Consider the following 21,078-nt stretch of genomic DNA (forward strand, 5'->3'; position numbering starts at 1 on the left):
ATGGGGAATAAACAAGCTATAAAGCTTGATACACAATGCCACAATAAATACCAACACAAACTAATAGTAGCAATATCAACAATTGATTATATCAATAATAAACATAAAAAATACACACAAAGCAATCTACTTTACTACTTTAATGGAAACTTAAAACGCAATGGTCATAAAGAAACTACTCTTAAAACACTTCAAAAATATCTTTATAAATTAGAAAAAGTATTTAAAGTAACAATTAATTATCACAAACACTTGGGTGTTAACATGGGAACTGAAGTTCATTACAAACTTAAATACTCTAAAAAAGAATGTCACCTTATAATCAATAAACACTTTAGAGATAAAAAAGAAGAAAGACACAAAAACCGTGTAAATAGCTACTTAAAAAAAAGATGTAATAAAAAGGGGAGTGTAGAAAAAGCGGAGTGTTTTAATAATATCTATAATAATAAAGAAGAAGATAAAAACAACATAAAATCTATAGAAAAATTACAAGTAGAAAAGTACGCTAAGAAATGCAATTTTAAATCAAATGCTTTTCTCTCTATTTTAGATTTAGAAGTGGACAAAGATTTTAAGATTCAATCATTTAAAGCCATCAAAACAGCTGAAAATAATGTGTATAAACACATAGACAGGATTAAATCAAATAACAATAAACTTAAAAGCAAACAAAAAGAATTAAGTAAGATACTAGATGAAACAAAAGCCAATCTAAAGAATGAGGGATATGACAGTAAACAATTAGAGAACCAAATACAAAATGTATATGAACAATATAAGAACAAACCCCACTTTATCATAGAAAAAAATAAATACAGTGATTTAAAAAAGATAATAGGAAAACTTAAGAAGTCAGTTGAGCGTGTTAAATCAAATACTAAGAAAGATAAAAGAGATATTAGGGACAACATCTTTAGCATACTCATTGATCAATTAAAGCATAAAGTAAGAATTGAAATGTTTATACCATTATTGAAAGAATATTTGGGTAAACAGGAAAGGTTAGATTATGGAAAAGTATTTAATAATCAGTATTACTATGATTTTTTAGATTTAATAAAGAATGATCAAAAATACCTGAATGATAATGAATTTAAACAGGTTATTAATTAAAGGACTTGTTATGAATGATGTAATAGAAAATGTAGAGAAGAAAAAAATAAGGTTAATTCCAAAGGAAGAAAAACTTCTTTTTATTAAGATAGAAGAGATTGAAGGTAGAAAAATATATCACACTAAAATCATGGAAGATTTATACAAATTTGGGATTTATAAAAGTATAAAAAGTATGTTTTTTATTTCATTTAGAGGACTGTTTAATCAAAACAAGATAGAATATTTCCATTTATTTCCTATAAAGGAAGGAGACAAATTTTTAGGAATTTTTTATAGATACAGAAAACCAATAAAAAATATTGTTATGAAATATGAAGAAAATGGAGTAATAAAAACATCTACATTTTCAAAAGTTTATTACATAGAATTTAGATTTAAAAAGGGTAGTGTTTGTTGTTACCTTAAAGGGATATCTCGTTTACTTAAAAAAGAGAAGTTCGATACAAAATATTACAGTTCTTTAATAACAACACTTTTGACTTTAGAGAAAGAAGTATATGAATTTTACGGGAAGAAGTTACCAGGAGGAGGTCTTATAACTAAATGGATAGAAAAAAGCCTAAAATAATTACAATCGCATCAATTAAAGGTGGAGTTGGAAAAAGTACAAGCTCAATCATACTTGCAACATTATTGGCTCAAAAGTGCAAAGTTTTACTAATCGATATGGATACACAAGCATCAACAACTAGTTATTTTTATGAAAAGATAGAAAAACTTAATGTTAATTTAACTAAATTTAATATTTATGAGATTTTAAAAGAAAACATAGATATTGAGAGTTCTATCATTAATATAGATAATAACCTTGATTTAATTCCTAGTTACTTAACTTTACATAATTTTAATGAAGAAAAAATTGAATGTAAAGATATTTTATTAAAAACTAGTTTAGGTACTTTATGTTTTGAATATGATTATATGGTTATTGATACAAATCCTAGTTTAGACATTACATTAAGAAATGCACTTATATGTAGTGATTATGTAATAGTTCCAATGACGGCTGAGAAGTGGGCAGTTGAAAGTTTAGATTTATTTAATTTTTTTATGCAAAAATTAAAGTTAGCTTTACCTATATTTTTGATAATAACAAGATTTAAAAAGAACAAAACGCATAAAGCATTGTTTGAGATTTTAAACAAAAGTGACAGATTTTTAGGGATAATATCGGAAAGAGAAGACTTAAATAGGAGAATTGCAGAGAACAATATTTTTGATTTAAGTAAAGATTATATAAAAGAATATGAAAGCATTTTAGAAAGTTTTTTAAAGAAAATATAAATCGTCTAATTATTAGACGATTTATTAAAAAGGAGTTTGGAATGGATATAAAGATAAATAAAAGGGTTTTAAAGGATAATGGAAGTTATGTTATTAATGATGGTGCATTAAATTATTACAATTCTTTAAAAGAAAAATTAAAAATTAATTCTAAAAAAGAAATTTATTGTAAACTAGAAACATTGAAAATTTTAAAAGAAATAAAAGATAATCAGTATTATAAGTTAGATGGTTATAAAAGTTTTGATGCTTTTTCTAAAGATTTTAGACTTGCAAGAGCCCAAGTTTACAATTATTTAAAGATTGCTAATGCAATAGAAGAAGGAATTATAGAAGAAGAATTTTTGATAAAAAATGGAATATTAGAAACATTAGTCATACTAAGGAATAAGGAAACTAAAACAATAAAGAAGTCAAGACAAAATCCAATAAAACCCTTAAGATTTCAGCTTAAAAATCAGGATAGTTATGATTTTTATAAAAAAAATGCTAAGTTTACAGGGTTTTTAATGGATAAATTATTTAGAGACAAAAAAGACTTACTAGAAGAAGTTATGAAAGAATATAAAGAATTTAAGGGATAATAAGTAAAGGGATTATAAAGGAAGTAGTAGATTTCGTCTTATTACATAATAATAATAATTTTAATTATGAATATTAAAAAGAAGAAATGAGTTCACTTGAATAATAAATTGTTCTTGTAAAATTTTGAACTGGGTTTATCTAATAAGTAATAAATATTTAGTATTTGATAATATTAATTGAATTTTGTTTGAAAAAGTAATATAATCCGTTATTAGGTATTGTTCATTGTGAACTACCTTTTGTTCTTTCATGTTAGAGACGTTAGAGTTTAGTTAAGTATTCTATTAAGAGTTTTTAATTAAACTCTAATTTTTTGTTAGGTAGTTTTATACATTAATTCCATATTTAAGTTATTGTATTTATAAATTTTTATTGATAAATTGACAAAAATAGTTTTTTTGTTATATTATTTTATTTATAAAGAAGAACAAAAGGAGTTTAAATATGACAAAAACTAAAAATCAACATACAAGAACTAGAATGCGCAGAGCAGTTAAGAAACTGGGTAAACAAAAGGGAAAAGTAACAGATATAAGAGTAAATAATCAAGCTTTAGTAACTGATGAGAATCAAGCAAGGGTAAACTTTCTAAAATCTCTATACAGTCTACGTATGAATTTAAGTGGTGTTGCTAAGAATCTTAATGGATATGGGTATAAATATCAAAATTTCAATGAGATAATCAGAGAGATAAAGAATGTTATAAAGAGTAACAATTTAGATATTGATTTCCTGCAATGTCCAACATTTAAAGTTGTGGGAAATAATACAATTAATGTTATTACAACAACATTTTACAGTCCAAGTAGTGGGTACTGTGAGTCATTTGATACTCCAATTTACACAGAAGAATTTTCTTCTCTAGGCGCCAAGAATCAAAATACTTTATCGCAACTTGTAGGTTCATGCATAACATATCATAAAAGATATGCTCTTGTAGGATACCTATCAATAGAGAGTGAAGTTGACACTGATGCTAGTTCATCATTACCCGAGCTAGAAAATAATAGAGAGAGAGTTAAAGCTTTTGCCAAAAACAATGATGGGAATACACAAGTAAATATATCAGGAAATAATGTAGAGGATAAAAACACTGTTCATACTGACCAATCTAAATCTAAGAGCAATGTAGAGACAAATAAGTTTAAGTATTATAAAAATCTACTCATAGCAGCACGTAACATGCATAAATTTGTTCTTAATAAACCATTTAACAGTTTAGAAGAGATAAATTCTTATCTTAAATCTATTCAAGTTGGAGATGATTCGAGTATACTTGAATACTTTAATAAAAATAAAACATTAAAGAGTATACAGTATTGGTGTAATTTGATAAAAGAGTATTTTAGTAAAAGTAGTAGAGACCCAGAAAAGATAGAAAAATTTGATATATTTTTAGCTTTTGATTTAGATAAGCTTGGAAATAGTCCACTGAAATTATTTGGGCACTTATCTACTGATAAGGAATTTGATTGTTTGTTTAGAACTGCATAAAAGATAAGCCCCAATAGGGGCTTACTCATTAAAATTATTTTAATTTCGTATATCTTTTATATACATCTTCAGCAATAGGTTTTGTTTGAGAGATATATTCTTGCAGTAGGGAGATATTAAAGTTTAATGCTTTGATTGTATGTTCTGATTTTAATTTGCTTGCATCAAAAAAAGAAAATTTGGGAAAATCTTTGTTTTTCATTTTTTTCTTAGCATCAACTAAAAATCCTTGTAAATAAAGTACGTATTTTGAGAGTTCAGATTCGTATTTACTTATTGATTCTAAATTAGAATCATCTGGCATAGTTGGTTCTTTAGTTAAGGAAGCAATGGTTGTGCAATTCATAATTAGAGTAATAGCACAAATGAAAATAACTTTAAATAGTCTATTCATTATTTCTGTCCTCTTCTTTAAGCTTATTAATATAAGCTTCCATAAGCTTATTTCTCTTTAAACGTAGTGAAGCAATGCGTTTTGTATTCTCTTTACTTAAATGTTCATTAGAACTATCTATTATCTCTAAATTAATTCTTAAAATGTCATCAAATTGAGATAGTATTTTCGTGCTTTCAGCTTGTTCCCTTTTAATTAAATTATCCCTGTACATAGAATAAAAGTAATTTACTACTTTGCTAAAGATATTAATGTATTTTTGTGTGTTGGTATTTGAGTCTTGTTTTAGCAGTTCCGTAAATTTGTTTAGTATATCTATACTTAATTTTGCAGTAGTTAAATTCAATTTATAACTCCTTTGAATATGATTCTTTTGTTCCTTCCCATTTTGGCAATCTCATGTTTTCAGGATTATTATTAACCTTTTCTATAAATTCTTGTATTTTGTTATTAATAGGAGTTAATGCTTCTTGGATTTGGGGCGTTAATGCATTCTCTAATCTTTCCATGTTTTTAGTGAAAATAATTCTGTATTCTGTGTAAACTTCATTAAGTAGCATAAATATTTTATGAGCATTCACGTTAAAAGAGCCATCTTCAAAATTAGACAGTGTACTAAATAATGTTTCTATTGCATTTAAAGCAGTATTTAATGAACTAATGTCAAGAGTCATTGATTAATCCTTTCCTTTATGCTTTCTTTTAAATTTAGTTGCTAATAAACTTATGATATCTTTAATTACCGGTTTAAAGATAAGTCCTATACCTAAAATAAAAGTGGCAATGACAATTAATTTAATTTCATTGATATTAATTAAAAGTTCTGATATTTCAGACAATTTAGTTAAAGTGAAATGATCCATTAACCTTGTAACCTCACATAAAAAAGATAAATAAAGTATATTACAAAAAGTACCAAAAACTAATAATTTATTAAGTTTTACAAAGTAAAATTACAGTTTTACTAAAACCGGAACACGATTTCCGCTTAGATATCTATATTTTTGTATGTACCATCCTCTAAATAGTGTTATAACTTGATATAGTAACAAATTTGTCTGAACTAGAGAAATGCGAATAAGAACTCATATTACTTGTAAGATCACTTCTGATATAGCTAGATAAATTACTCTTATAACTTGAGTCATTATTCATAAGTTTGCTTAGTAGTTTAGAGTAAAGTTTATCTGTAAATTCACTATTCTCAGCAAGTTCTGTTGCAATAGTGTCTTTAATTACTTCCTTAAAATAAGATAATCCTTCTCCTTTAAACGTTTTATCTTTAGTCTTTTGAAGGAAGTTTTCATAAGTAATTGCATTACAACTTGCAACACCATCATCTAATAAAAGTAAATCACTATTTTTTATATCATTTACCCTATTTAAATCTTTAATTTGTATAAATTCATTCTCGTCCATTAAAAGTCTCTCATCTGTTGACAAATGATACCTCCATTAGTTAAAAGAAACAACTTCTATATTTTGATTGTCAATAATTTTAAGTTTTCTTCCTATAGGAATCATGCCTTTAATAAAAGCATAAATTGAATGAGAATATCCTTTAGGAATAAAATTGAATGCTAGTGTTTTATATTTATCTTCGTATCCTTGTTTTGATTGACGTAAGCGTATACGTTTGGGTTTTACTCCAACAGCAGTACTAGGAGTAATATATGATATAAAATTAGTTTTTATACTTCCAAGTAATTTAATACTAATAACTCCAGCTTCTGGTGTTGTAATTTCAATATCAACATTAAGAAAAGCTTTAAATAATCTAATAAATGACTCATCAGTACCAATATGTCTTAAAGCAAAAATGACGCTGTCAATATTGCTTGCAAGCTCTTTTAATGGGCGACTTTTATAGTGAAAAGTTTTAAATACGTTTGATAACCAGACAGCAATAAAATGAGAAGATAGATAGTTACTAGCAATAATACCAGAGAAATTAGAATTTAGAGCTCTTAATTTCAGCAAGTATTTTATTTGCATAATCTAATTCTGAACGTATAAATTTTTCTATTTGTGTTTTATGAAGAAAACCTGGTATGCTCAATATATCTCCTTAAGTTTGAATATCAATAAGTAGTCTCTCAGTGAGACTGAAGTTAAGTATTTCTGATGGACTGATTTCAATATCTTGATTCTCTTTAAAATCACTTGCGCTAATGTTACTTATACTTGTCTCAGGATTGTCTTTAATGCAGGCATTAATTTTAAGTTCTTGAATGCCTTTTATCTCATTAACCGGAGCAGTAAAATCTTGATATTCAAAACTAATTCCCATGTCAGAGTAATTATTATTGATAATTCTCCTGTATATTTCTCTTATTTGCATGTCGATATTGAGATAAATGTGATTTTTAAGGTCAAGTTTGTATTTTACTTTAAGATAGATATATTTAGTCTTTCCTAGAGAAACTTTATAAGATTTAACTTGATTGTGGCTATTTATTCCATCAATATCAATATCACCTTCTAAGATAGTTCCACTAGGAATAGTGCTATAAAGTACTTCCCAAAGGTTTGCTTTGAATGTAGAATCTTTAATTGTGTTCTTAGAGTCGTTTAAGATGGTATCATTAACAATAAGATAAATATTAGCTTTTCCTGCTGTGCTTACAATGTTAACGTATTTTACATTCGGTAAGTTCAGTATAGCATTTCTTAATGCTTCATGAGTGGTGCTTTTAACACTTATATGAGACTCTATAGCCTTCCAATACTCACCTTGTGGTTTAAGTTTATCCATAAAAATGTTAAGTTCATTAATTATTTGTTCCTCAACTGTAGCAAGAGAAGCAGCTATGATGTTGTAAATGGATGATGGGTCATCTTTTATCACAATACCGTGTGTTTGTTTTAAATATTCTCTCTTTGTGTTAATTATTTGTGAGATATTTTGTTTTAGAATGCCGAAATTATTATCAAAAGCAATACTCATATGCAAATCTCCGTTTGAAAAGAATCACCAGGAAAATAGAGAGTAATTTGTAATATTTTTGAGTTTATATTAATGTTAACTCCAGTAAGATCAATGTCCAGTTCTTGGGCAACAGAGTAGAGATAATATTTAATTTGATCTAGAGTGCCAAGCTTACATAATTTAAGGATATGTGTATAATCAAATCCCCATGTTGGATTTAGAGCAAGACTTCCTTTAGGGGTTTTAAGGAAAATAAATAATCTTTGTTTTTGCTCTTCTATTCCATCAGCAATCTGTAAGTCTGAGCCTGATACTAAATTAAACTGCAAATCAACCTTTAAATCCATACTAACCTATGTAAATCAATCTTTAACCTTTAACTTAAAGGAAATGTATAACAAAAATATCAAAAAACTAATTAAATAAATTATTAATTTTGCTATTTATTTTTGATGTATAGTAAGAGAGAGAAGAGTAATCAATGCTTGAATTTCCTATAATTCTTAAGTTATTAATAGCATTTACTATTGCCTCTAAGATGTCTTTAAGACTAGTTATCTCATTACGTATATCCAACTTATGTTTAGCATATATTTTAAGATGCTTAGGGTCAATTGCACTTAATATATAAAAATGATGTTTATCAAAATATATATTGTCATCTGTATTAAATAGATTAATGTTTGATTGAAGAAGTACTACTCTGTCATCTTTGTGAAGACTTAGATTGATATTTGATATATTACGAGTGTGAATCTCAAGTCCTTTATATTCGTCAATTTCTACAATACCTTCTTGAGTATCGCTGTTAAATGATTTTATAATTCCTATTTTTGATATGCATATATTGTTAGCTATCCATTCTTTGCTCTCTTCTTGAGTTAAAGCAGAACCAGACATGCTCTGATTCATTCTATAAATTTCATAATTAAAATTCATATCCTCTCCTTTATTTCATTTTTAGATGATTAATGTCATCATAAAGCTTTAAGGTAAGTGAACACTCACCAGAATTGCTTAGAGAAGCACTAGTTTCACAAATCGTGCTCTTTATTATATTCCCCAAAGAATCTCTAAATGATACTCTGTCACCAACTTTTAATTTATGAGTATAAGTAAGCTTTGCTCTCCAATATATAAGTCTTATATTAAGAGTAGTGCCTATAGTAATTTCTTGCTTTGGGATAAATTCAAGACCATAATCTTCAAGTGACTCATAATGAGCATCAGGACCGGTTAATTGATGATTTGTGAATATGAGATTACATTCAACCAAATCAACTCCATTACCAACATCAGCAATAACATTTTGTATATATTTTTTAGATAATTTTTCTATAAATTCTTTTGGAGTTCTAGCATAAATATGCTCTTCTATGATTTTAAGTCTGTCATTAGTGCTCATATTGATTATATTTCTACCCGGAAAGGCAAAGTTTATAGCGTCCTGGACCGTCATTCCTTTAAATTGTTTTGTTTCAAGTTCTCGGTTAAAGAAATTACTCTTTGATGCTAAATGAAGTTCAAGCTCTATGCTAAAATCACCACTAGGATAGTCACTGCTCATTGGGACTCCCAGATAACCTGCCATGATAAATGTAAATGAGTCTTCATGAGCAAATTTTTTATAGTATATCTTTACAATATCTCCTTCATGTATATGATTGTTGAAATCGAGGTGTAAATTCCAAAGAACAAGTTTGGCTTGTTTTGCCCTTACAAAATTGTAACTTGAATAAACATTAGATATTGAGATATCAACATAAATGCCATGTTGTGTGTTGATAATGATTTTAGGAGAAGATTCTGGTGTTGCATCACCAGTAATATTTTTATTTGAGCTAGTAGTAGAGTAAAATTCAATCTTAAAATCATATTTAAGTAATATCACAAGCTTATCCTTTGTATTTATCCAAATGAAAGGTTTTAATAACTTCCATGTTAAGATTAAGCTCAACTTCATCTATGAAAGGCACATCTTTAAATGTTAGGGAAGTAATTACAACTAATTCTTTAATGCCAAAAGTTGGACTATAAGCAGTAAAGGGAACTTGTGCTTGAAGTCTACCAGCCAGTTGTTCTTTAACTAAATTACTATCAAATTCAAGTAGTGAGTTACCAAAAGGAGTTAATTTCAGTGGAGCTAACATATTCTTATAAAGACTTGTAAGTACACCACCATTTAAAGCAATAACTTCTCCTGTAAGTACAGGGTTATAACTTACATATTCAGCTTTCCTTAAGTAGTAATTAATTACAGGACGTTTGGAACATGTGGTGTTATAAGTACGAGTTATAAGTTCAAATTTAGGTTTAATAAAGAATAATTGGGGCAAATACCCAAGTCCCTTAAGATCAGGTCTTGGGAAGAGAACAATAAAATTATCTGTGCTAAATAAAGCAAATATTTGTGTTACAGTATCTTTAATAATTTGAAATATTTCCATAGGTTGCATAAATGTCTCCCTATTTTAAGTACCACTGGGAGGAGTAGTAATAGATTTATCTTCATGAGTAATTTTTGATAAGCTCTCACCACTATCTCCTCCCATCCATAAGGGCAATATTGATTTAAGTCTTGCAATAAGTCTATCTAAACTAAAAATGCTTTTAATTCCGTTTATTATAGGATCAACGATATCTTTGTGAAAGTTAAATTCATTTATCTTTTTAAGTGCTTTAGCGGAAAAATCCATTAAAGGTGTTAATGTGGACGCAGTTAATTTTTTTAATTCTTCATCTATCTTATCCATACTACTTGTTGCAGAGTCATAAGAGCTTGTAGTATTTGTGAGATTTAATTCGTTAAAATCACTTAAAACGTCATCAAGTTTAGTTATTCTTGAACCCATATCGTGAAAAGTATCCTGTTGCCATTTACGCTCAGCATGTTCAAGATACTTGTTACCAAATTTATCAAATTGACTCATTAAATTAAAGATTGAACCACCTTCTCCACGAAGTAAATCAACAACTGAAGAGATAGCATCATCACTTGATGAGAGTCCACTAGCTTTAAGTTTAGCTGCAAGTTCTACTGCTTTTCGTATATTAGTTTCATTATTCATTCCCAGATTATTAAGAGTGCTTTTAATAACAGCAGCTTTATTTAAGAATTCTTCTTGGGCTCTTCCCCTTTCAAATGTTTTAATTCTCGATATAGTATTTAATAATTTGCCTTTTTCAGTTGAGTTAAAAATTCTAGAGTTTAGGGTACCTATTCGTTTTCTTTCTGCAGCATCTTTTACTGATGATTTTGCAAATGCAAACATATTAGAGGAAGCACCTTTAATGGAACTAGCTATTATATTACCAATTGCACTTCCTATTATGACTTTAGAAGTCAAATTGTTTTTTTTTATTAAATTTTGTTGCATTTTAGAGTTTTCTTTAAGTGATTTAAATTCTAAATTACGTAAGTCTTTAGTAGACATAGTAGATCGTTTAAAAGCTTCTCGTTTAGCTTTTTCGAAGCTGTGTCCTTGCTTCATTAGCTTTTTAGTCTCAGTAAGTCTAAATTTCTCTACTCGCTCTCTTAAACGTTCATATTTATTTTGTTTTGCAAGTTCTGCATTTTTATCTTTTAAATTAGCTTTAATTATATCTTTAGTACTTTTGAGAGAAGAAAGTTTGGGTTTTAAGTTCTCTTCTAATTTTGATATGTCTCTCTCTAATGTTTTTTTCGTTGATGCATGATCGAGTATACCTTTAAATTTGATGGTAAATTTATTATCCATAAGTGTCCTTATTTAGATAAAATCAGTTCAAGAATTTCCTTCTCTAGCTTAGCTTCAGCAATATTGCTTACTTCTATAAATTCATCGTATGTCATACATTTAATTTCTCTGTAAGAACAAATACCAGTAATTATTGGTAGCCAATATTTATGTCTTTTTATATCGTCAATTAAAGCAAAGTAACGAGTACGAGTAGCATTAATACTCTCAACAAATTTATCTATATGTTTCATTATTAGCCTTTGATTTAAGTTTTGAAATTATATGTTCATAATTAAATTCATCGGTAATGTAATTAAAAGTAACAAAATCACCAACATTATTCTCATATTCTTTAAGAAAAAGGAGGGCTGGTTTTTTAAATTCTGAGTCTAAATGAAATGTATTAAACTCTATAGAATAAAGAATAGCAATAAGATAATCTTTATAATAACTTATGAATTCTCTATTGTAATCCAGTATTACGTAAAACTCATCTAAAAACCCGGGTTTGATCATTAAATTAGTTATTTCTTTCAAATACTTAACATCATTAAGTTTATTTATAGCTTCTTCTTGATTAAATCCAAGTATAGAGTCCCACGTATAAACAGGTAATACTTTTATTTGGTATTCATAAGTTTTATCTTTGCTTAATATGTTCATTTTATATCTTGTAATCATTGTGTGTCCTTTAATTTTTAGGTGTTATTTTTTGGCAATTGATAGCTCTAATTTCAAAAGTAACTTTTTCTGCTTCTGCTGAGTAACTTCTTGATGGTTCTTCAGTAAATACAGCACAGTTACTGATTATTTTTGTTGTTATCCTATCATTAAATACCAAATCCATCATTTTATCTTCTTTACTTACATTCATGTTGTAAAATTGGTCATCAGAGATTTGAGTTAGTAATATGTAATCATGACTACCAAGTGTTACTTCAATACTAAATATATAAGTAATGGTTTTGGGATCTCGAAGACTGATAACAGGCATTCCTCTATCTTCATTACTAATTACTGCTCTAGTTGTAGGTTCACTTGTAAGTTCTAATTTTCCACTATTAATTTGTCTTCCCGAGATAGAGAGATAAACTTCCTTTAAATCATATAATCCCATATCTCCTCCTTAATTTTCGAGTTTATTTAAGTAATCAGTTATATCTTTGGTTGTAATAATGAAAGAGAGAGAGTTGATACTGTAGTTATAAGTAATATCAATAGTTAGTTCTAATTTAAGTTGTGGTGATGGTGAGAGTATAATATTTAAGTTTGAGTAGCTTACAATAAGTCCTCTCTCTATATATCTCTTTAGTAAGCATTCAATTGCTGATGTATATGCATTATCTCTATCTCCAGATAATTGCAACCTAGATAATTTACTATTTTGTCTATTATTAATATTCCAAACTCTAATAAGTTCAATTATTGCTTCTTGTTTTATATATTGATAAGTAAATAACTGGTCAATAGGATTTCCCGCAAGATCAACTCCTTCTTTAAATGCTGATACTCTCTCAAGACCTGTTTCGTTAAGATAAGAATAAAAATTAATATTTGCACCTCTAAGTTTAGTTATTACTTCATCATCAACAAGTGGTCTTGCAGCAAGATTCATGCCATATGGATTTACACTGTGAAACATACAAGCTTCATATAAATATCGACTTATAAATTTAAGATGTAGATTATCTCGCTTATTACTATAAATAGCTATATTATTTGTTTTCTCTAGGGAGCTTTTATCTTTAAATATTTCTTTTATTTCACTCTCTTTAGTAGAAAAAACAAAAAAAGTATCTGGCATCTTGAATTTCAAGTAATCATCTTTGTATACAACTAGCCCATCATCACCATTATTATCTTTATCATAAGTATTAATTAGAACAACAAATGAGTGTCTGTGTGTTTTAAGATAAGTTTTAATAGTCTCAGGTTTATCTTTATAAATAAAGAGCATAGCAGATTTTAATGCTACACTGGGAGAGTTAAAGAAATCAGACATAGCATTCTTTAATAGTTCCTTTTCTTTAGTAAATTCATCTTGTCCATTTCCATTTTCTTTTTCTAATGCTTCTATTTGCTTTTCATAGTTATTTATTGTAAGATTTAAGACTTTATAATTTGCACTATCTTTATTCACATTAATTTTTAATGTTTTATAAACTAGTAACGGAGAATAATAGTTTATTGTTGTGTTATGTACTTTATTACTAATTAAATTTACACTAATTGTATCTTGTGGCAAAGTATTACTCCTTCCTTTCAAATATTTGGATTCCAGCTTTAAAACTAGCTGATGAGCTATAAGCAGTGTTACTACATTTTGTTCCCAAAGTAATGAGACCTGTATTTTGCATATTAGATGTTGGACGTATATATATATTGAGATGTTTTATGTAGTCAGGTTCATGAGCGTCCTTAACTGTGTATTTATTTACTCTGTTATGTAAAAATTCTTTAAGCAAACTATATAAAGTCAACATTCTATTGTAAGCATCATAGTCATTTGAATTTATTACAAGAGAGATAATAAATATTTGGAAGTTAATATTAAACTCACAAATATTATCATAAAAAGTACCATAATGAGAGTTGTGAGCAAGTAAGCCATCTTCAGATGTAAATTTAAATGCAATAATATTAGGTTCGCTCGTAGTTATATTAGAGAGTAGATATGGATGATTATATGTATTAATAACCTTACATATGTTTTCACTTTTAGCATGAGCATATTCTTTAAAGTCATTTAGTATTTTAATTATATGCATAAGTATAACCTCTAACCCAATAAGCACTCAATTCACCTTATAACTAATCTCATTTAGCATTCGTGAAGTATCAACAAGAGTAATTTCTGGATTACCACTACCTTTTTTTCGTTTTTGCTTAATTGTATTTGGACTAAGTTCAGGCTTGATTTTATTTGACAATACATAATTTTGATAATAAGTTATAAATGCTTCTCCAATGGCACTCATTCCAGATCTAGGATCACGTTTAAATTCATTTTTTATATAATCATTACTGATATATTCTCTAAACTCACAACTAGCAGCAACTTCACTTAAATGTTTACGTACTGGTAAATTATTAGCGCCAATCTCATGCATGCGTGCAACATTAGCTCTGCCCCCAAACCAACCAACCTCTAACTCTATTTCCATACAATATCCTTTAAAATTAGTGTTTGGTAACCAATAGAAGAGTCAATACTTACTATTTCGTAATAATTATCACCTATAGAAATTCTATCTTGAAGATTGAAGATAATATCATCACTTGTATAAAGTTTAGAGAGTCCTTGTAAGTCAAATAAATTTGAGTCATAAATCATCCTTAATTCTTGGGGACTTATATCTATAATAATGCCTGTAAATTCTAAGTAGTCTTCTTTATTAAATACCCTCTGATAAGAATTATCATCAAGTGTAATAGTTTCAAATTTATATAAACGTAAAGGAGCAGGGGCTTTGTATGTAAATATCATACGTTGTGACATTTGTGATAACTTATCTCTAAGATTATTCATTACACAACTCCTATACAGGAAGGAGAAGTAGTATCTCTTTTAACTTTATCTAGATACGCATCAAATCGTAAACAGAAGTTTTTATTACAACTGTCAGATTGACTAGTATCAGATATAGGGTGATAGTCAATTTCAAGTTCATTGAATTTTTCTCTCTTTATTCTCTCAAATTCAAGTTCACGGACAATCCCCTTTTTCCTCAGTTCACATCCAATATGATAGTAAGTAAGCAAGAAGATATCATTATAAGTAAGCTTCTCTGACTGTATTCCATTAGCTAATAATATTGACTCTAAGAGATTAATTTGCATCATAAAGCTTTGAATAGAAAATTCTTCTATGCTTATTCCCAAAAGGGAAATAATATTAGAGTGAAGCCTGCTTATAAATAATTCTTCTTCTTGTCTCTCTATCTCTTGTTGAGCTGTTCTCTGTTGCATTACCAGGTTAACCTTTAAGATTGTTTAATATCAACTCGTAAAATTGTTTTCTCTGTTGCTAAGAGTCCACCAAGTACAAAATCAAGATATGAATGTGCAATATCAGTTGAATCTCTATCCACTTGCTCATTTGGCATTGGTAGCATATATTTACTTGGTTTGAACTTAATTAGTTCAGCATTTAATGGATAAATGAGTATTTGATTTTGAAGTAAATTACTTGTTTCAATATATACTTCTCTTCTATTATTAACAGCTTTTATTGTCTTAATAAGGAAGTCCTCCCAAGAATCATTAGAAGAATAAACATTAGATGATGAAGAAGAATTTGTTATTGCATATGGTTTAACTAACTTTAAACTTGTTACTGGATCAACTAATACCATCATAGGAGTTGAGAATTCATCTCCTAGCTCTAATTTTGCAAGACCCTTTTCGATACTTTCAAATATTTTATCCATTTTTTCTTTGTCGCTGCTACTTACCTCTTCTTTTACTTGATCTGGCATATTTAAGAGCCCATACATATTAGGTAACATTCGTTTTTGATTCTTTCCATCTTTTTGGATTGACACAGTACCTGTTAATACAAAATGATTTATTAGTTTTATTATTTCATTTGTTGCAAGTTTATATGCCTCCCCAAATGGAAGTAAATTATTATTTACATCTCCAGCATAATCATTATCTTTATAAAATTTTTCAGAAGTTTGTTTTAAGTGTCTAAATTTATATTGTAACTTTAAATAATTAAGTCTCACTGACTCTGAACGAAATCCAATGGTTGCAATAGTATTAACTTCATTTACTAATGTTGTAGGATTAGCATTAAGAAATGCATCCCATTTAATTGTTTTTAAATATCCCATCTTTAAATCAACATCTTCAATTTGTTCTTTTGAAAACCAGTTATAAAATACTGGTAATTTAATTTCTGAGAAAATATTCGCTATTTCTTTTGCATAATAATTTTGATCATATAATTCTGACATCTTTAACCTCCTTTAACTAATTTAAGTTTATCTAGATTTATTACCGTAAATAGCTACATTAACTATGCAAATTTTGTTTGTAGTACCATCAAGTGAAATTGCATCTGATAAAGCATAGGCATTAATTTTGCCATTACTTGAGCTATCTTTTTCAAGCTCACCATTTGTATCAAATTTAACTTTATCTTTTCTTTTTATACCACTATTTTGTTTGGCTACTAAATACCCTTGAAAATTATTTGTAATAGGTATTACTGTTGCTATGCCAGTAAACTCATCTATATCACTGCATATTCCATATAGATCATTCTCACCACCAACCTCAACATGTGGTTCATAGTGTGGATTGTTATTAGAAGTACTTGGATTTTCTACAACTAGTTTTACTCCTCTTTTGTATGGATAACCTTTGACAGGATAATTTTCTAATTTGTCTTTACTACTAGTTACAGTCCCACCTTGGTTGGCAAAGTGTAAATTTTTATCCCTAAAATCAACTTTATTACTAAAAACCCCTGCATCACTAATAGGATTTTTCATTAACTTTTTAATACTATTAGCTTTCTCTTCATATTGTTGTACTAACTGAGTTACATTTGACATATGTAAATCTTCTCCTTTAACCAATGGCTTTATTTCCATAAAGAGCTATTTTAACTAAATTTAATGTATACTCATCATTGCTTTTCTTACTCTCATCATTAGTAAGTTGTATTGTAAATTTATTTGATAATGCTATAGCATTAATTTTGACTGATGAGGTATTAGATGATTTAACAGCTTCTCCATTAGAATTAAAATCTAATTTATCACCTATCTTAAAACTATCAGAGCTTTGGGCAATTACATATCCAGTAAAATTATTCGTAATAGGAAGTATAGTTGCTACATTAGTATAAGGATCAATATCAACACATATTCCATACATGTTATTCCCATCACTAACTTCAACTTGAACTTCGTCATTTTTTTTAGTATCTGTCTCTACTTTTAGCTTTACTGCACGCTTATATGGAAATCCTAAAGCTGGGTATTCTTCTAATTTATCTGTACTACTTGAGAGAGATTGTGAAATTGCATCTACTCTTATGTTTTTATCTTGAAAAGTAGTTGGTGCTTTAAACACAGCAGCTTGAGTATCAAAACTCTTAAAGTATTTCCTTAATTTTAAGATAATCTCTTTAAGTGACTTACCTTCAGTAGTTTCTTCTAATATTGGGGTGCTTCTTTTACTTCGTCTTTTTGATCTTGTAGAATCCTCTTGTAATTGGGATTCTTGTAATAGATTCTTAAAAAGCTCTTGATCTTCTGTATCACTTAAATCAATATCACCCATTTGAAAATCAGTTTGAGTATCATGATCACTTCTAAGTTCATCTTTTGATGGGTTTGCTTTGCTAGTCACTATTCTTAACTACCTCTGTTTCCACATATACTTACTAATGCTATGTATAAGTTAGTATTAACTTGAAATGCCTTTGATAAGGCTATTCCATTAACACCACCTGAACTGCTGTTATTTTCAACTTCACCATCTGTATTAATTTTAATTTTGGTACCAGGAGTAATTGAACTTTGACTGCTCTGTTTTACTACTAAATATCCCGTAAAATTATTTGTTATTGGCAGTACAGTTGCTATACCAGTAAAGTCATCAATATCTATGCATATACCATATAAATCAGTACCACCCCCAGCTTCTACACAAGGTTCAGTATTATCACTTGCCTCATAAGATAACTTAACACCACGTTTGTATGGATATCCTTTAACAGGATAATTCTCTAACTTATCTACTTTTGAAGTTATACTTCCACCAGAATTAGCAAAGGTTAAATTCTTATCTCTAAAATCAACATTATTACTAAAAAGACCAGGATCCCTATTTGGATTTTTCATTAGGTCTTGTATTTCTTTTACCTTTTTATCATATTCTTCTTTAAGTTTTGTTATAGTCTCTGACATGCATATATCTCCTTAAGCTGTTTTTTTCTCTTTAAGGTTATAAAACTCATGTATTCTATCTTTATAAGCATTTGCAACAGAAATATTAAATTCATCAAAGTTAACTGGTGAGAACCCTGAATCTAATAATGATATTCTATTCTCTATTTTAGAGATAATATCACCACGCTTAGAATCAATATTACTTGCAGCACGTTTTCTCATACTTATATTTACTTTTGCTAAAGATACAAGTTGTTCTAATATCTCTCCATCTAAATGTTCAAAATTATCTAGCTTGGAAATAGCTTTTATTTGTTCTTTAGGAACAAATTTTCTCACTAACTCTCTTCTTTGTGCTTGCATTATTTCTTTCAGTGAATAACCTTTAGAAAGTAACATATCTTTATCAAAATGCTTGCTTAAATGTGCTTTTGCTAATTGATCAATTTCATTTATCTTTTCAGCTTCTAAGAGTAACTGTTTCTCTACTCGCTCTCTATCTTCCGCATTTGCAAGTTCACGTGCAATTCGGTCATTTATACTTAATTTATTAACCCTTTCATCTTCTCGAGTTACCTTTTCTTTAAGCTGCATATACTCTTCAAACTCTTCTTGACTTATACGTTTAAACTTATCAGAAGAGCTATTATCATTAGTCTGTATTACTACTTCTTCTGTATTTACATCTGAATCTTTTTCCATGAAAACTCCTTAACCTAAATTGAAAATAATTTTTCTTTTAGCTTTGATATCTCATCTTTGCTTAAAACACTTTTATTTATAAGTTCACTATATTTACCGAAAAATTCTATTAATTTGAGATCTCTATCTACTCTCTCTTCTTCACTAAGCATAACAAGAGAATTAAATTTCATCTCTAAATCAAAATACCTAGATAGTTTAATATTGACAGCAATCTCTACTGCTTCTTGTATTCCTTTAAGAAAATCATAATAATTGGATCTATCTCCCTTACCATCATTTCCCAAACCTTTAGTCTGTTCATTAAAACTTCGAGTTAGTGGCTCTTTTGTATCTGCTCCTATCTTAGCTTTTACTAATGCCAATGCCTCTTTTAAATACGTAAGATCATACTTAATTACCTCTAATGATGCATCTGTTGTTGAAGTGTAAAATATTCCTTCATTATTTAAACTTGACTTTAATCTCTCGATTTCTCTTGAGAGACTATCATTAATACTCTTAAGATCAGATATGCTGTTATTATCCTGTCTTTGTCTTTGAAATAGACCTGCAAATAATCCATTATTACTATTATTTCTATGTGTTAAGCTGTTTAATGATGCAGTTGCATTTGATAGTGCATCTTGAAGTCCAACTAATGCTTCATCTTTATAAAAAAGAAAATTATGTGTCTCTATTCTCTTATCTATCTCTGTATAAATTTTCTCAAGTAGATAAATATTAAGTAAAAAACTTTCACTATAACATGGTGTGTAACGTTTTAAGACATAATCATAATTATCATAAATGATGAGTCTACTCTTATGTATCTTAACTAAAGAATAAGTGGTATTTCCTTCTTTTACTGTGTAAGTAATATGTTGATCATGAATACCCAAATCTTTAACTAAATTGAAATCTAGATATTTAAATCCAATGGGCAATTCAGAATTTACTTCTTCTTCTAATTCTGTCAGTTCATCACGAGTTAGAACTAAAATATATCCTGCACCATTAAATCTATAACTAATTATAAGATTTAAAAGAGCATCTTTAAGCTCTCTTTTAAGTCTTGCTATCTCAGATTCACTAATATTATCTAAACTTTCAAGATGAATACCATTCTTCAGTGCATCCTCAGCAGGATTCTCTATATAGTTCCTAAAAACAAGCGAATATTTATATAATTCCAAAGGACAGATCTTATTTGATCGTTTCTTTATTTCATCAAAATAATACAAATTTGTTCCTTTAATTTCAGTTTGCATATAGATTGTAGCAAAAATAATAGTTTTTGTCAAAATAAAAGAAACAAATACATATACGATAAAATATAGATATTTTATTGTATCTGTACTAATTGGGGGGGGAAATAAAAATTATTTCAATAATAATGCTAATAAAATACCTAAAGTAAGAGTTATGATAGTACCAAACATCCAATTATGGAGTTTAGATGTGTTTTTAAATTCTAATGTAGATTTCTCTATCTTATTATCAAGTTCATTGAATTTAGTATCAATTTTGTTATCCAGGTCGGTTTTGACAGATTTAATCTCAGATTGTAAGAGAGCTTCAACTTTTTCAAGCTTAAGGTTAAAGTTACTCTCAACGGTATCTATTTTTTTATCGAGTTCATTAAATTTAGTATCAATCTTGGTGTTAAGATTATTCTCAACGGTATCTATTTTTTTATCGAGTTCATTAAATTTAGTATCTATTTTGGTGTTAAGCTCATCCTTAACACTACTAATCCCATCTTCTAAGTGTTTCAATTTTATATCAAAGTTTTCTTTTAAGAATTCAATATCTTTGTGCGTAAGCTCATTACGATAATACCTATAAGACAGATCAATAGCAATATCTCTCTTAATACCGGCTTTAGTAAGTTCAGCTATAACCATTTGCTGTGTAATAACTCGTTGAGCAAGTCCCATAAAAACACTCCTTATATAATTATTA

Annotated in this window: 33 protein-coding genes; 5 read left to right on the forward strand and 28 right to left on the reverse strand. The window is 28.1% G+C overall.

Annotation, left to right across the window (positions count from 1 at the left end):
• The 5 genes from bpuSUM_RS04760 (at nucleotide 1) to bpuSUM_RS04780 (ending at nucleotide 4,482) form a co-directional block, all read left to right on the forward strand.
• The gene (locus bpuSUM_RS04760; protein WP_247066588.1) at nucleotides 1-1,116 is read left to right on the forward strand and encodes a plasmid maintenance protein; all 1,116 of its coding nucleotides are present in this window, start codon (nucleotides 1-3) and stop codon (nucleotides 1,114-1,116) included.
• Between the two features lie 10 nt (nucleotides 1,117-1,126).
• The gene (locus tag bpuSUM_RS04765; protein WP_247066596.1) at nucleotides 1,127-1,687 is read left to right on the forward strand and encodes a DUF226 domain-containing protein; all 561 of its coding nucleotides are present in this window, start codon (nucleotides 1,127-1,129) and stop codon (nucleotides 1,685-1,687) included.
• Nucleotides 1,663-2,403 carry a ParA family protein gene (locus bpuSUM_RS04770; RefSeq protein ID WP_247066598.1) on the forward strand — a complete coding sequence of 247 codons (741 nt, stop codon included), beginning with the start codon at nucleotides 1,663-1,665 and terminating at the stop codon, nucleotides 2,401-2,403. Before bpuSUM_RS04765 ends, bpuSUM_RS04770 begins: the two co-directional genes overlap by 25 nt.
• Nucleotides 2,404-2,444: 41 nt before the next feature.
• Nucleotides 2,445-2,987, forward strand: a complete 543-nt coding sequence (locus tag bpuSUM_RS04775) for a chromosome replication/partitioning protein (RefSeq protein WP_247066600.1) — start codon at nucleotides 2,445-2,447, stop codon at nucleotides 2,985-2,987.
• Between the two features lie 445 nt (nucleotides 2,988-3,432).
• Nucleotides 3,433-4,482 (forward strand): ERF family protein, encoded by a 1,050-nt coding sequence (locus tag bpuSUM_RS04780; protein ID WP_247066602.1) that lies wholly within the window; start codon nucleotides 3,433-3,435, stop codon nucleotides 4,480-4,482.
• Nucleotides 4,483-4,516: 34 nt separating this feature from the next.
• Here the strand turns inward: bpuSUM_RS04780 and bpuSUM_RS04785 are convergent, their stop codons facing one another.
• The 28 genes from bpuSUM_RS04785 to bdr form a co-directional block, all read right to left on the reverse strand.
• Nucleotides 4,517-4,828 carry a BBA14 family lipoprotein gene (locus bpuSUM_RS04785; protein WP_247066604.1) on the reverse strand — a complete coding sequence of 104 codons (312 nt, stop codon included), beginning with the start codon at nucleotides 4,826-4,828 and terminating at the stop codon, nucleotides 4,517-4,519.
• A gap of 40 nt (nucleotides 4,829-4,868) precedes the next feature.
• Entirely contained in the window at nucleotides 4,869-5,222 is a 354-nt protein-coding gene (locus bpuSUM_RS04790) for a BlyB family putative holin accessory protein (RefSeq protein ID WP_247066606.1), read from the reverse strand.
• A gap of 1 nt (nucleotide 5,223) precedes the next feature.
• Complete coding sequence (locus bpuSUM_RS04795) at nucleotides 5,224-5,550, reverse strand: BlyB family putative holin accessory protein (RefSeq protein WP_247066609.1); 327 nt, start codon at nucleotides 5,548-5,550, stop codon at nucleotides 5,224-5,226.
• 3 nt (nucleotides 5,551-5,553) lie between these two features.
• Nucleotides 5,554-5,739 carry a BlyA family holin gene (locus bpuSUM_RS04800; RefSeq protein ID WP_247066419.1) on the reverse strand — a complete coding sequence of 62 codons (186 nt, stop codon included), beginning with the start codon at nucleotides 5,737-5,739 and terminating at the stop codon, nucleotides 5,554-5,556.
• Between the two features lie 157 nt (nucleotides 5,740-5,896).
• The gene (locus tag bpuSUM_RS04805; protein WP_247066611.1) at nucleotides 5,897-6,319 is read right to left on the reverse strand and encodes a DUF685 domain-containing protein; all 423 of its coding nucleotides are present in this window, start codon (nucleotides 6,317-6,319) and stop codon (nucleotides 5,897-5,899) included.
• 12 nt (nucleotides 6,320-6,331) lie between these two features.
• On the reverse strand, nucleotides 6,332-6,856 hold the full coding sequence (locus bpuSUM_RS04810; protein ID WP_247066613.1) for a DUF735 family protein: 525 nt from the start codon (nucleotides 6,854-6,856) through the stop codon (nucleotides 6,332-6,334).
• On the reverse strand, nucleotides 6,828-6,935 hold the full coding sequence (locus bpuSUM_RS04815) for a DUF735 family protein (RefSeq protein WP_247066615.1): 108 nt from the start codon (nucleotides 6,933-6,935) through the stop codon (nucleotides 6,828-6,830). The genes bpuSUM_RS04810 and bpuSUM_RS04815 overlap by 29 nt, the downstream gene beginning before the upstream one ends.
• Nucleotides 6,936-6,944: 9 nt before the next feature.
• A complete protein-coding gene (locus bpuSUM_RS04820) occupies nucleotides 6,945-7,823 on the reverse strand; it encodes a DUF276 domain-containing protein (protein WP_247066617.1) in 879 nt (292 codons plus the stop codon).
• Entirely contained in the window at nucleotides 7,820-8,152 is a 333-nt protein-coding gene (locus bpuSUM_RS04825; RefSeq protein ID WP_247066619.1) for a hypothetical protein, read from the reverse strand. The genes bpuSUM_RS04820 and bpuSUM_RS04825 overlap by 4 nt, the downstream gene beginning before the upstream one ends.
• A 67-nt stretch (nucleotides 8,153-8,219) precedes the next feature.
• Entirely contained in the window at nucleotides 8,220-8,744 is a 525-nt protein-coding gene (locus tag bpuSUM_RS04830; protein WP_247066621.1) for a DUF777 family protein, read from the reverse strand.
• 10 nt (nucleotides 8,745-8,754) lie between these two features.
• Nucleotides 8,755-9,696 carry a DUF693 family protein gene (locus tag bpuSUM_RS04835; protein WP_247066629.1) on the reverse strand — a complete coding sequence of 314 codons (942 nt, stop codon included), beginning with the start codon at nucleotides 9,694-9,696 and terminating at the stop codon, nucleotides 8,755-8,757.
• A 4-nt stretch (nucleotides 9,697-9,700) separates the two neighbouring features.
• Nucleotides 9,701-10,261 carry a DUF792 family protein gene (locus tag bpuSUM_RS04840; RefSeq protein ID WP_247066546.1) on the reverse strand — a complete coding sequence of 187 codons (561 nt, stop codon included), beginning with the start codon at nucleotides 10,259-10,261 and terminating at the stop codon, nucleotides 9,701-9,703.
• A gap of 15 nt (nucleotides 10,262-10,276) precedes the next feature.
• A complete protein-coding gene (locus bpuSUM_RS04845; protein ID WP_247066631.1) occupies nucleotides 10,277-11,542 on the reverse strand; it encodes a DUF759 family protein in 1,266 nt (421 codons plus the stop codon).
• A gap of 8 nt (nucleotides 11,543-11,550) precedes the next feature.
• Nucleotides 11,551-11,775, reverse strand: coding sequence for a DUF1322 family protein (locus bpuSUM_RS04850; RefSeq protein WP_247066633.1), 225 nt, complete (start codon nucleotides 11,773-11,775; stop codon nucleotides 11,551-11,553).
• Nucleotides 11,759-12,205: a DUF1473 family protein gene (locus tag bpuSUM_RS04855; RefSeq protein ID WP_247066635.1), complete on the reverse strand. Its 447-nt coding sequence runs from the start codon at nucleotides 12,203-12,205 to the stop codon at nucleotides 11,759-11,761. Before bpuSUM_RS04855 ends, bpuSUM_RS04850 begins: the two co-directional genes overlap by 17 nt.
• Before the next feature lie 10 nt (nucleotides 12,206-12,215).
• Nucleotides 12,216-12,641 carry a DUF1463 family protein gene (locus bpuSUM_RS04860; RefSeq protein WP_247066456.1) on the reverse strand — a complete coding sequence of 142 codons (426 nt, stop codon included), beginning with the start codon at nucleotides 12,639-12,641 and terminating at the stop codon, nucleotides 12,216-12,218.
• A 9-nt stretch (nucleotides 12,642-12,650) separates the two neighbouring features.
• Nucleotides 12,651-13,769, reverse strand: coding sequence for a DUF787 family protein (locus bpuSUM_RS04865; RefSeq protein ID WP_247066642.1), 1,119 nt, complete (start codon nucleotides 13,767-13,769; stop codon nucleotides 12,651-12,653).
• Between the two features lie 4 nt (nucleotides 13,770-13,773).
• Nucleotides 13,774-14,292 carry a DUF764 family protein gene (locus bpuSUM_RS04870; protein ID WP_430644658.1) on the reverse strand — a complete coding sequence of 173 codons (519 nt, stop codon included), beginning with the start codon at nucleotides 14,290-14,292 and terminating at the stop codon, nucleotides 13,774-13,776.
• Between the two features lie 27 nt (nucleotides 14,293-14,319).
• On the reverse strand, nucleotides 14,320-14,688 hold the full coding sequence (locus tag bpuSUM_RS04875) for a hypothetical protein (RefSeq protein ID WP_247066560.1): 369 nt from the start codon (nucleotides 14,686-14,688) through the stop codon (nucleotides 14,320-14,322).
• Entirely contained in the window at nucleotides 14,679-15,053 is a 375-nt protein-coding gene (locus tag bpuSUM_RS04880) for a DUF1506 family protein (RefSeq protein ID WP_247066470.1), read from the reverse strand. The genes bpuSUM_RS04875 and bpuSUM_RS04880 overlap by 10 nt, the downstream gene beginning before the upstream one ends.
• Nucleotides 15,053-15,493: a DUF3890 domain-containing protein gene (locus tag bpuSUM_RS04885; RefSeq protein WP_247066362.1), complete on the reverse strand. Its 441-nt coding sequence runs from the start codon at nucleotides 15,491-15,493 to the stop codon at nucleotides 15,053-15,055. Before bpuSUM_RS04885 ends, bpuSUM_RS04880 begins: the two co-directional genes overlap by 1 nt.
• A gap of 14 nt (nucleotides 15,494-15,507) precedes the next feature.
• A complete protein-coding gene (locus bpuSUM_RS04890) occupies nucleotides 15,508-16,485 on the reverse strand; it encodes a hypothetical protein (protein WP_247066562.1) in 978 nt (325 codons plus the stop codon).
• 27 nt (nucleotides 16,486-16,512) lie between these two features.
• Nucleotides 16,513-17,088 (reverse strand): DUF228 domain-containing protein, encoded by a 576-nt coding sequence (locus bpuSUM_RS04895; protein WP_247066564.1) that lies wholly within the window; start codon nucleotides 17,086-17,088, stop codon nucleotides 16,513-16,515.
• A 16-nt stretch (nucleotides 17,089-17,104) separates the two neighbouring features.
• Entirely contained in the window at nucleotides 17,105-17,890 is a 786-nt protein-coding gene (locus tag bpuSUM_RS04900) for a DUF228 domain-containing protein (protein WP_247066566.1), read from the reverse strand.
• Nucleotides 17,891-17,895: 5 nt separating this feature from the next.
• Nucleotides 17,896-18,450: a DUF228 domain-containing protein gene (locus bpuSUM_RS04905; protein ID WP_247066568.1), complete on the reverse strand. Its 555-nt coding sequence runs from the start codon at nucleotides 18,448-18,450 to the stop codon at nucleotides 17,896-17,898.
• Nucleotides 18,451-18,462: 12 nt separating this feature from the next.
• Nucleotides 18,463-19,134: a DUF1357 family protein gene (locus tag bpuSUM_RS04910; protein ID WP_247066570.1), complete on the reverse strand. Its 672-nt coding sequence runs from the start codon at nucleotides 19,132-19,134 to the stop codon at nucleotides 18,463-18,465.
• A 14-nt stretch (nucleotides 19,135-19,148) separates the two neighbouring features.
• Nucleotides 19,149-20,384, reverse strand: coding sequence for an anti-CBASS protein Acb1 family protein (locus bpuSUM_RS04915; protein WP_247066572.1), 1,236 nt, complete (start codon nucleotides 20,382-20,384; stop codon nucleotides 19,149-19,151).
• Nucleotides 20,385-20,495: 111 nt separating this feature from the next.
• Complete coding sequence (gene bdr, locus bpuSUM_RS04920) at nucleotides 20,496-21,053, reverse strand: Bdr family repetitive protein (RefSeq protein WP_247066574.1); 558 nt, start codon at nucleotides 21,051-21,053, stop codon at nucleotides 20,496-20,498.
• Nucleotides 21,054-21,078 lie beyond the last annotated feature (25 nt).

Source organism: Borrelia puertoricensis (genome assembly GCF_023035875.1).
GTDB classification, from domain to species: domain Bacteria; phylum Spirochaetota; class Spirochaetia; order Borreliales; family Borreliaceae; genus Borrelia; species Borrelia puertoricensis.

What these genes read in the sequence shown, in the direction of transcription:
- bpuSUM_RS04885 (WP_247066362.1), bottom strand. Translation starts at nt 15,493, where the DNA reads ATGCAACAGAGAACAGCTCAACAAGAGATAGAGAGACAAGAAGAAGAA.
- bpuSUM_RS04840 (WP_247066546.1), bottom strand. Translation starts at nt 10,261, where the DNA reads ATGCAACCTATGGAAATATTTCAAATTATTAAAGATACTGTAACACAA.
- bpuSUM_RS04870 (WP_430644658.1), bottom strand. Translation starts at nt 14,292, where the DNA reads ATGCATATAATTAAAATACTAAATGACTTTAAAGAATATGCTCATGCT.
- bpuSUM_RS04860 (WP_247066456.1), bottom strand. Translation starts at nt 12,641, where the DNA reads ATGGGATTATATGATTTAAAGGAAGTTTATCTCTCTATCTCGGGAAGA.
- bpuSUM_RS04825 (WP_247066619.1), bottom strand. Translation starts at nt 8,152, where the DNA reads ATGGATTTAAAGGTTGATTTGCAGTTTAATTTAGTATCAGGCTCAGAC.
- bpuSUM_RS04850 (WP_247066633.1), bottom strand. Translation starts at nt 11,775, where the DNA reads ATGAAACATATAGATAAATTTGTTGAGAGTATTAATGCTACTCGTACT.
- bpuSUM_RS04800 (WP_247066419.1), bottom strand. Translation starts at nt 5,739, where the DNA reads ATGGATCATTTCACTTTAACTAAATTGTCTGAAATATCAGAACTTTTA.
- bpuSUM_RS04780 (WP_247066602.1), top strand. Translation starts at nt 3,433, where the DNA reads ATGACAAAAACTAAAAATCAACATACAAGAACTAGAATGCGCAGAGCA.
- bpuSUM_RS04765 (WP_247066596.1), top strand. Translation starts at nt 1,127, where the DNA reads ATGAATGATGTAATAGAAAATGTAGAGAAGAAAAAAATAAGGTTAATT.
- bpuSUM_RS04880 (WP_247066470.1), bottom strand. Translation starts at nt 15,053, where the DNA reads ATGAATAATCTTAGAGATAAGTTATCACAAATGTCACAACGTATGATA.
- bpuSUM_RS04890 (WP_247066562.1), bottom strand. Translation starts at nt 16,485, where the DNA reads ATGTCAGAATTATATGATCAAAATTATTATGCAAAAGAAATAGCGAAT.
- bpuSUM_RS04855 (WP_247066635.1), bottom strand. Translation starts at nt 12,205, where the DNA reads ATGATTACAAGATATAAAATGAACATATTAAGCAAAGATAAAACTTAT.
- bpuSUM_RS04795 (WP_247066609.1), bottom strand. Translation starts at nt 5,550, where the DNA reads ATGACTCTTGACATTAGTTCATTAAATACTGCTTTAAATGCAATAGAA.
- bpuSUM_RS04910 (WP_247066570.1), bottom strand. Translation starts at nt 19,134, where the DNA reads ATGGAAAAAGATTCAGATGTAAATACAGAAGAAGTAGTAATACAGACT.
- bdr (WP_247066574.1), bottom strand. Translation starts at nt 21,053, where the DNA reads ATGGGACTTGCTCAACGAGTTATTACACAGCAAATGGTTATAGCTGAA.
- bpuSUM_RS04770 (WP_247066598.1), top strand. Translation starts at nt 1,663, where the DNA reads ATGGATAGAAAAAAGCCTAAAATAATTACAATCGCATCAATTAAAGGT.
- bpuSUM_RS04785 (WP_247066604.1), bottom strand. Translation starts at nt 4,828, where the DNA reads ATGAATTGCACAACCATTGCTTCCTTAACTAAAGAACCAACTATGCCA.
- bpuSUM_RS04845 (WP_247066631.1), bottom strand. Translation starts at nt 11,542, where the DNA reads ATGGATAATAAATTTACCATCAAATTTAAAGGTATACTCGATCATGCA.
- bpuSUM_RS04875 (WP_247066560.1), bottom strand. Translation starts at nt 14,688, where the DNA reads ATGGAAATAGAGTTAGAGGTTGGTTGGTTTGGGGGCAGAGCTAATGTT.
- bpuSUM_RS04820 (WP_247066617.1), bottom strand. Translation starts at nt 7,823, where the DNA reads ATGAGTATTGCTTTTGATAATAATTTCGGCATTCTAAAACAAAATATC.
- bpuSUM_RS04895 (WP_247066564.1), bottom strand. Translation starts at nt 17,088, where the DNA reads ATGTCAAATGTAACTCAGTTAGTACAACAATATGAAGAGAAAGCTAAT.
- bpuSUM_RS04830 (WP_247066621.1), bottom strand. Translation starts at nt 8,744, where the DNA reads ATGAATTTTAATTATGAAATTTATAGAATGAATCAGAGCATGTCTGGT.
- bpuSUM_RS04915 (WP_247066572.1), bottom strand. Translation starts at nt 20,384, where the DNA reads ATGCAAACTGAAATTAAAGGAACAAATTTGTATTATTTTGATGAAATA.
- bpuSUM_RS04775 (WP_247066600.1), top strand. Translation starts at nt 2,445, where the DNA reads ATGGATATAAAGATAAATAAAAGGGTTTTAAAGGATAATGGAAGTTAT.
- bpuSUM_RS04760 (WP_247066588.1), top strand. Translation starts at nt 1, where the DNA reads ATGGGGAATAAACAAGCTATAAAGCTTGATACACAATGCCACAATAAA.
- bpuSUM_RS04905 (WP_247066568.1), bottom strand. Translation starts at nt 18,450, where the DNA reads ATGTCAGAGACTATAACAAAACTTAAAGAAGAATATGATAAAAAGGTA.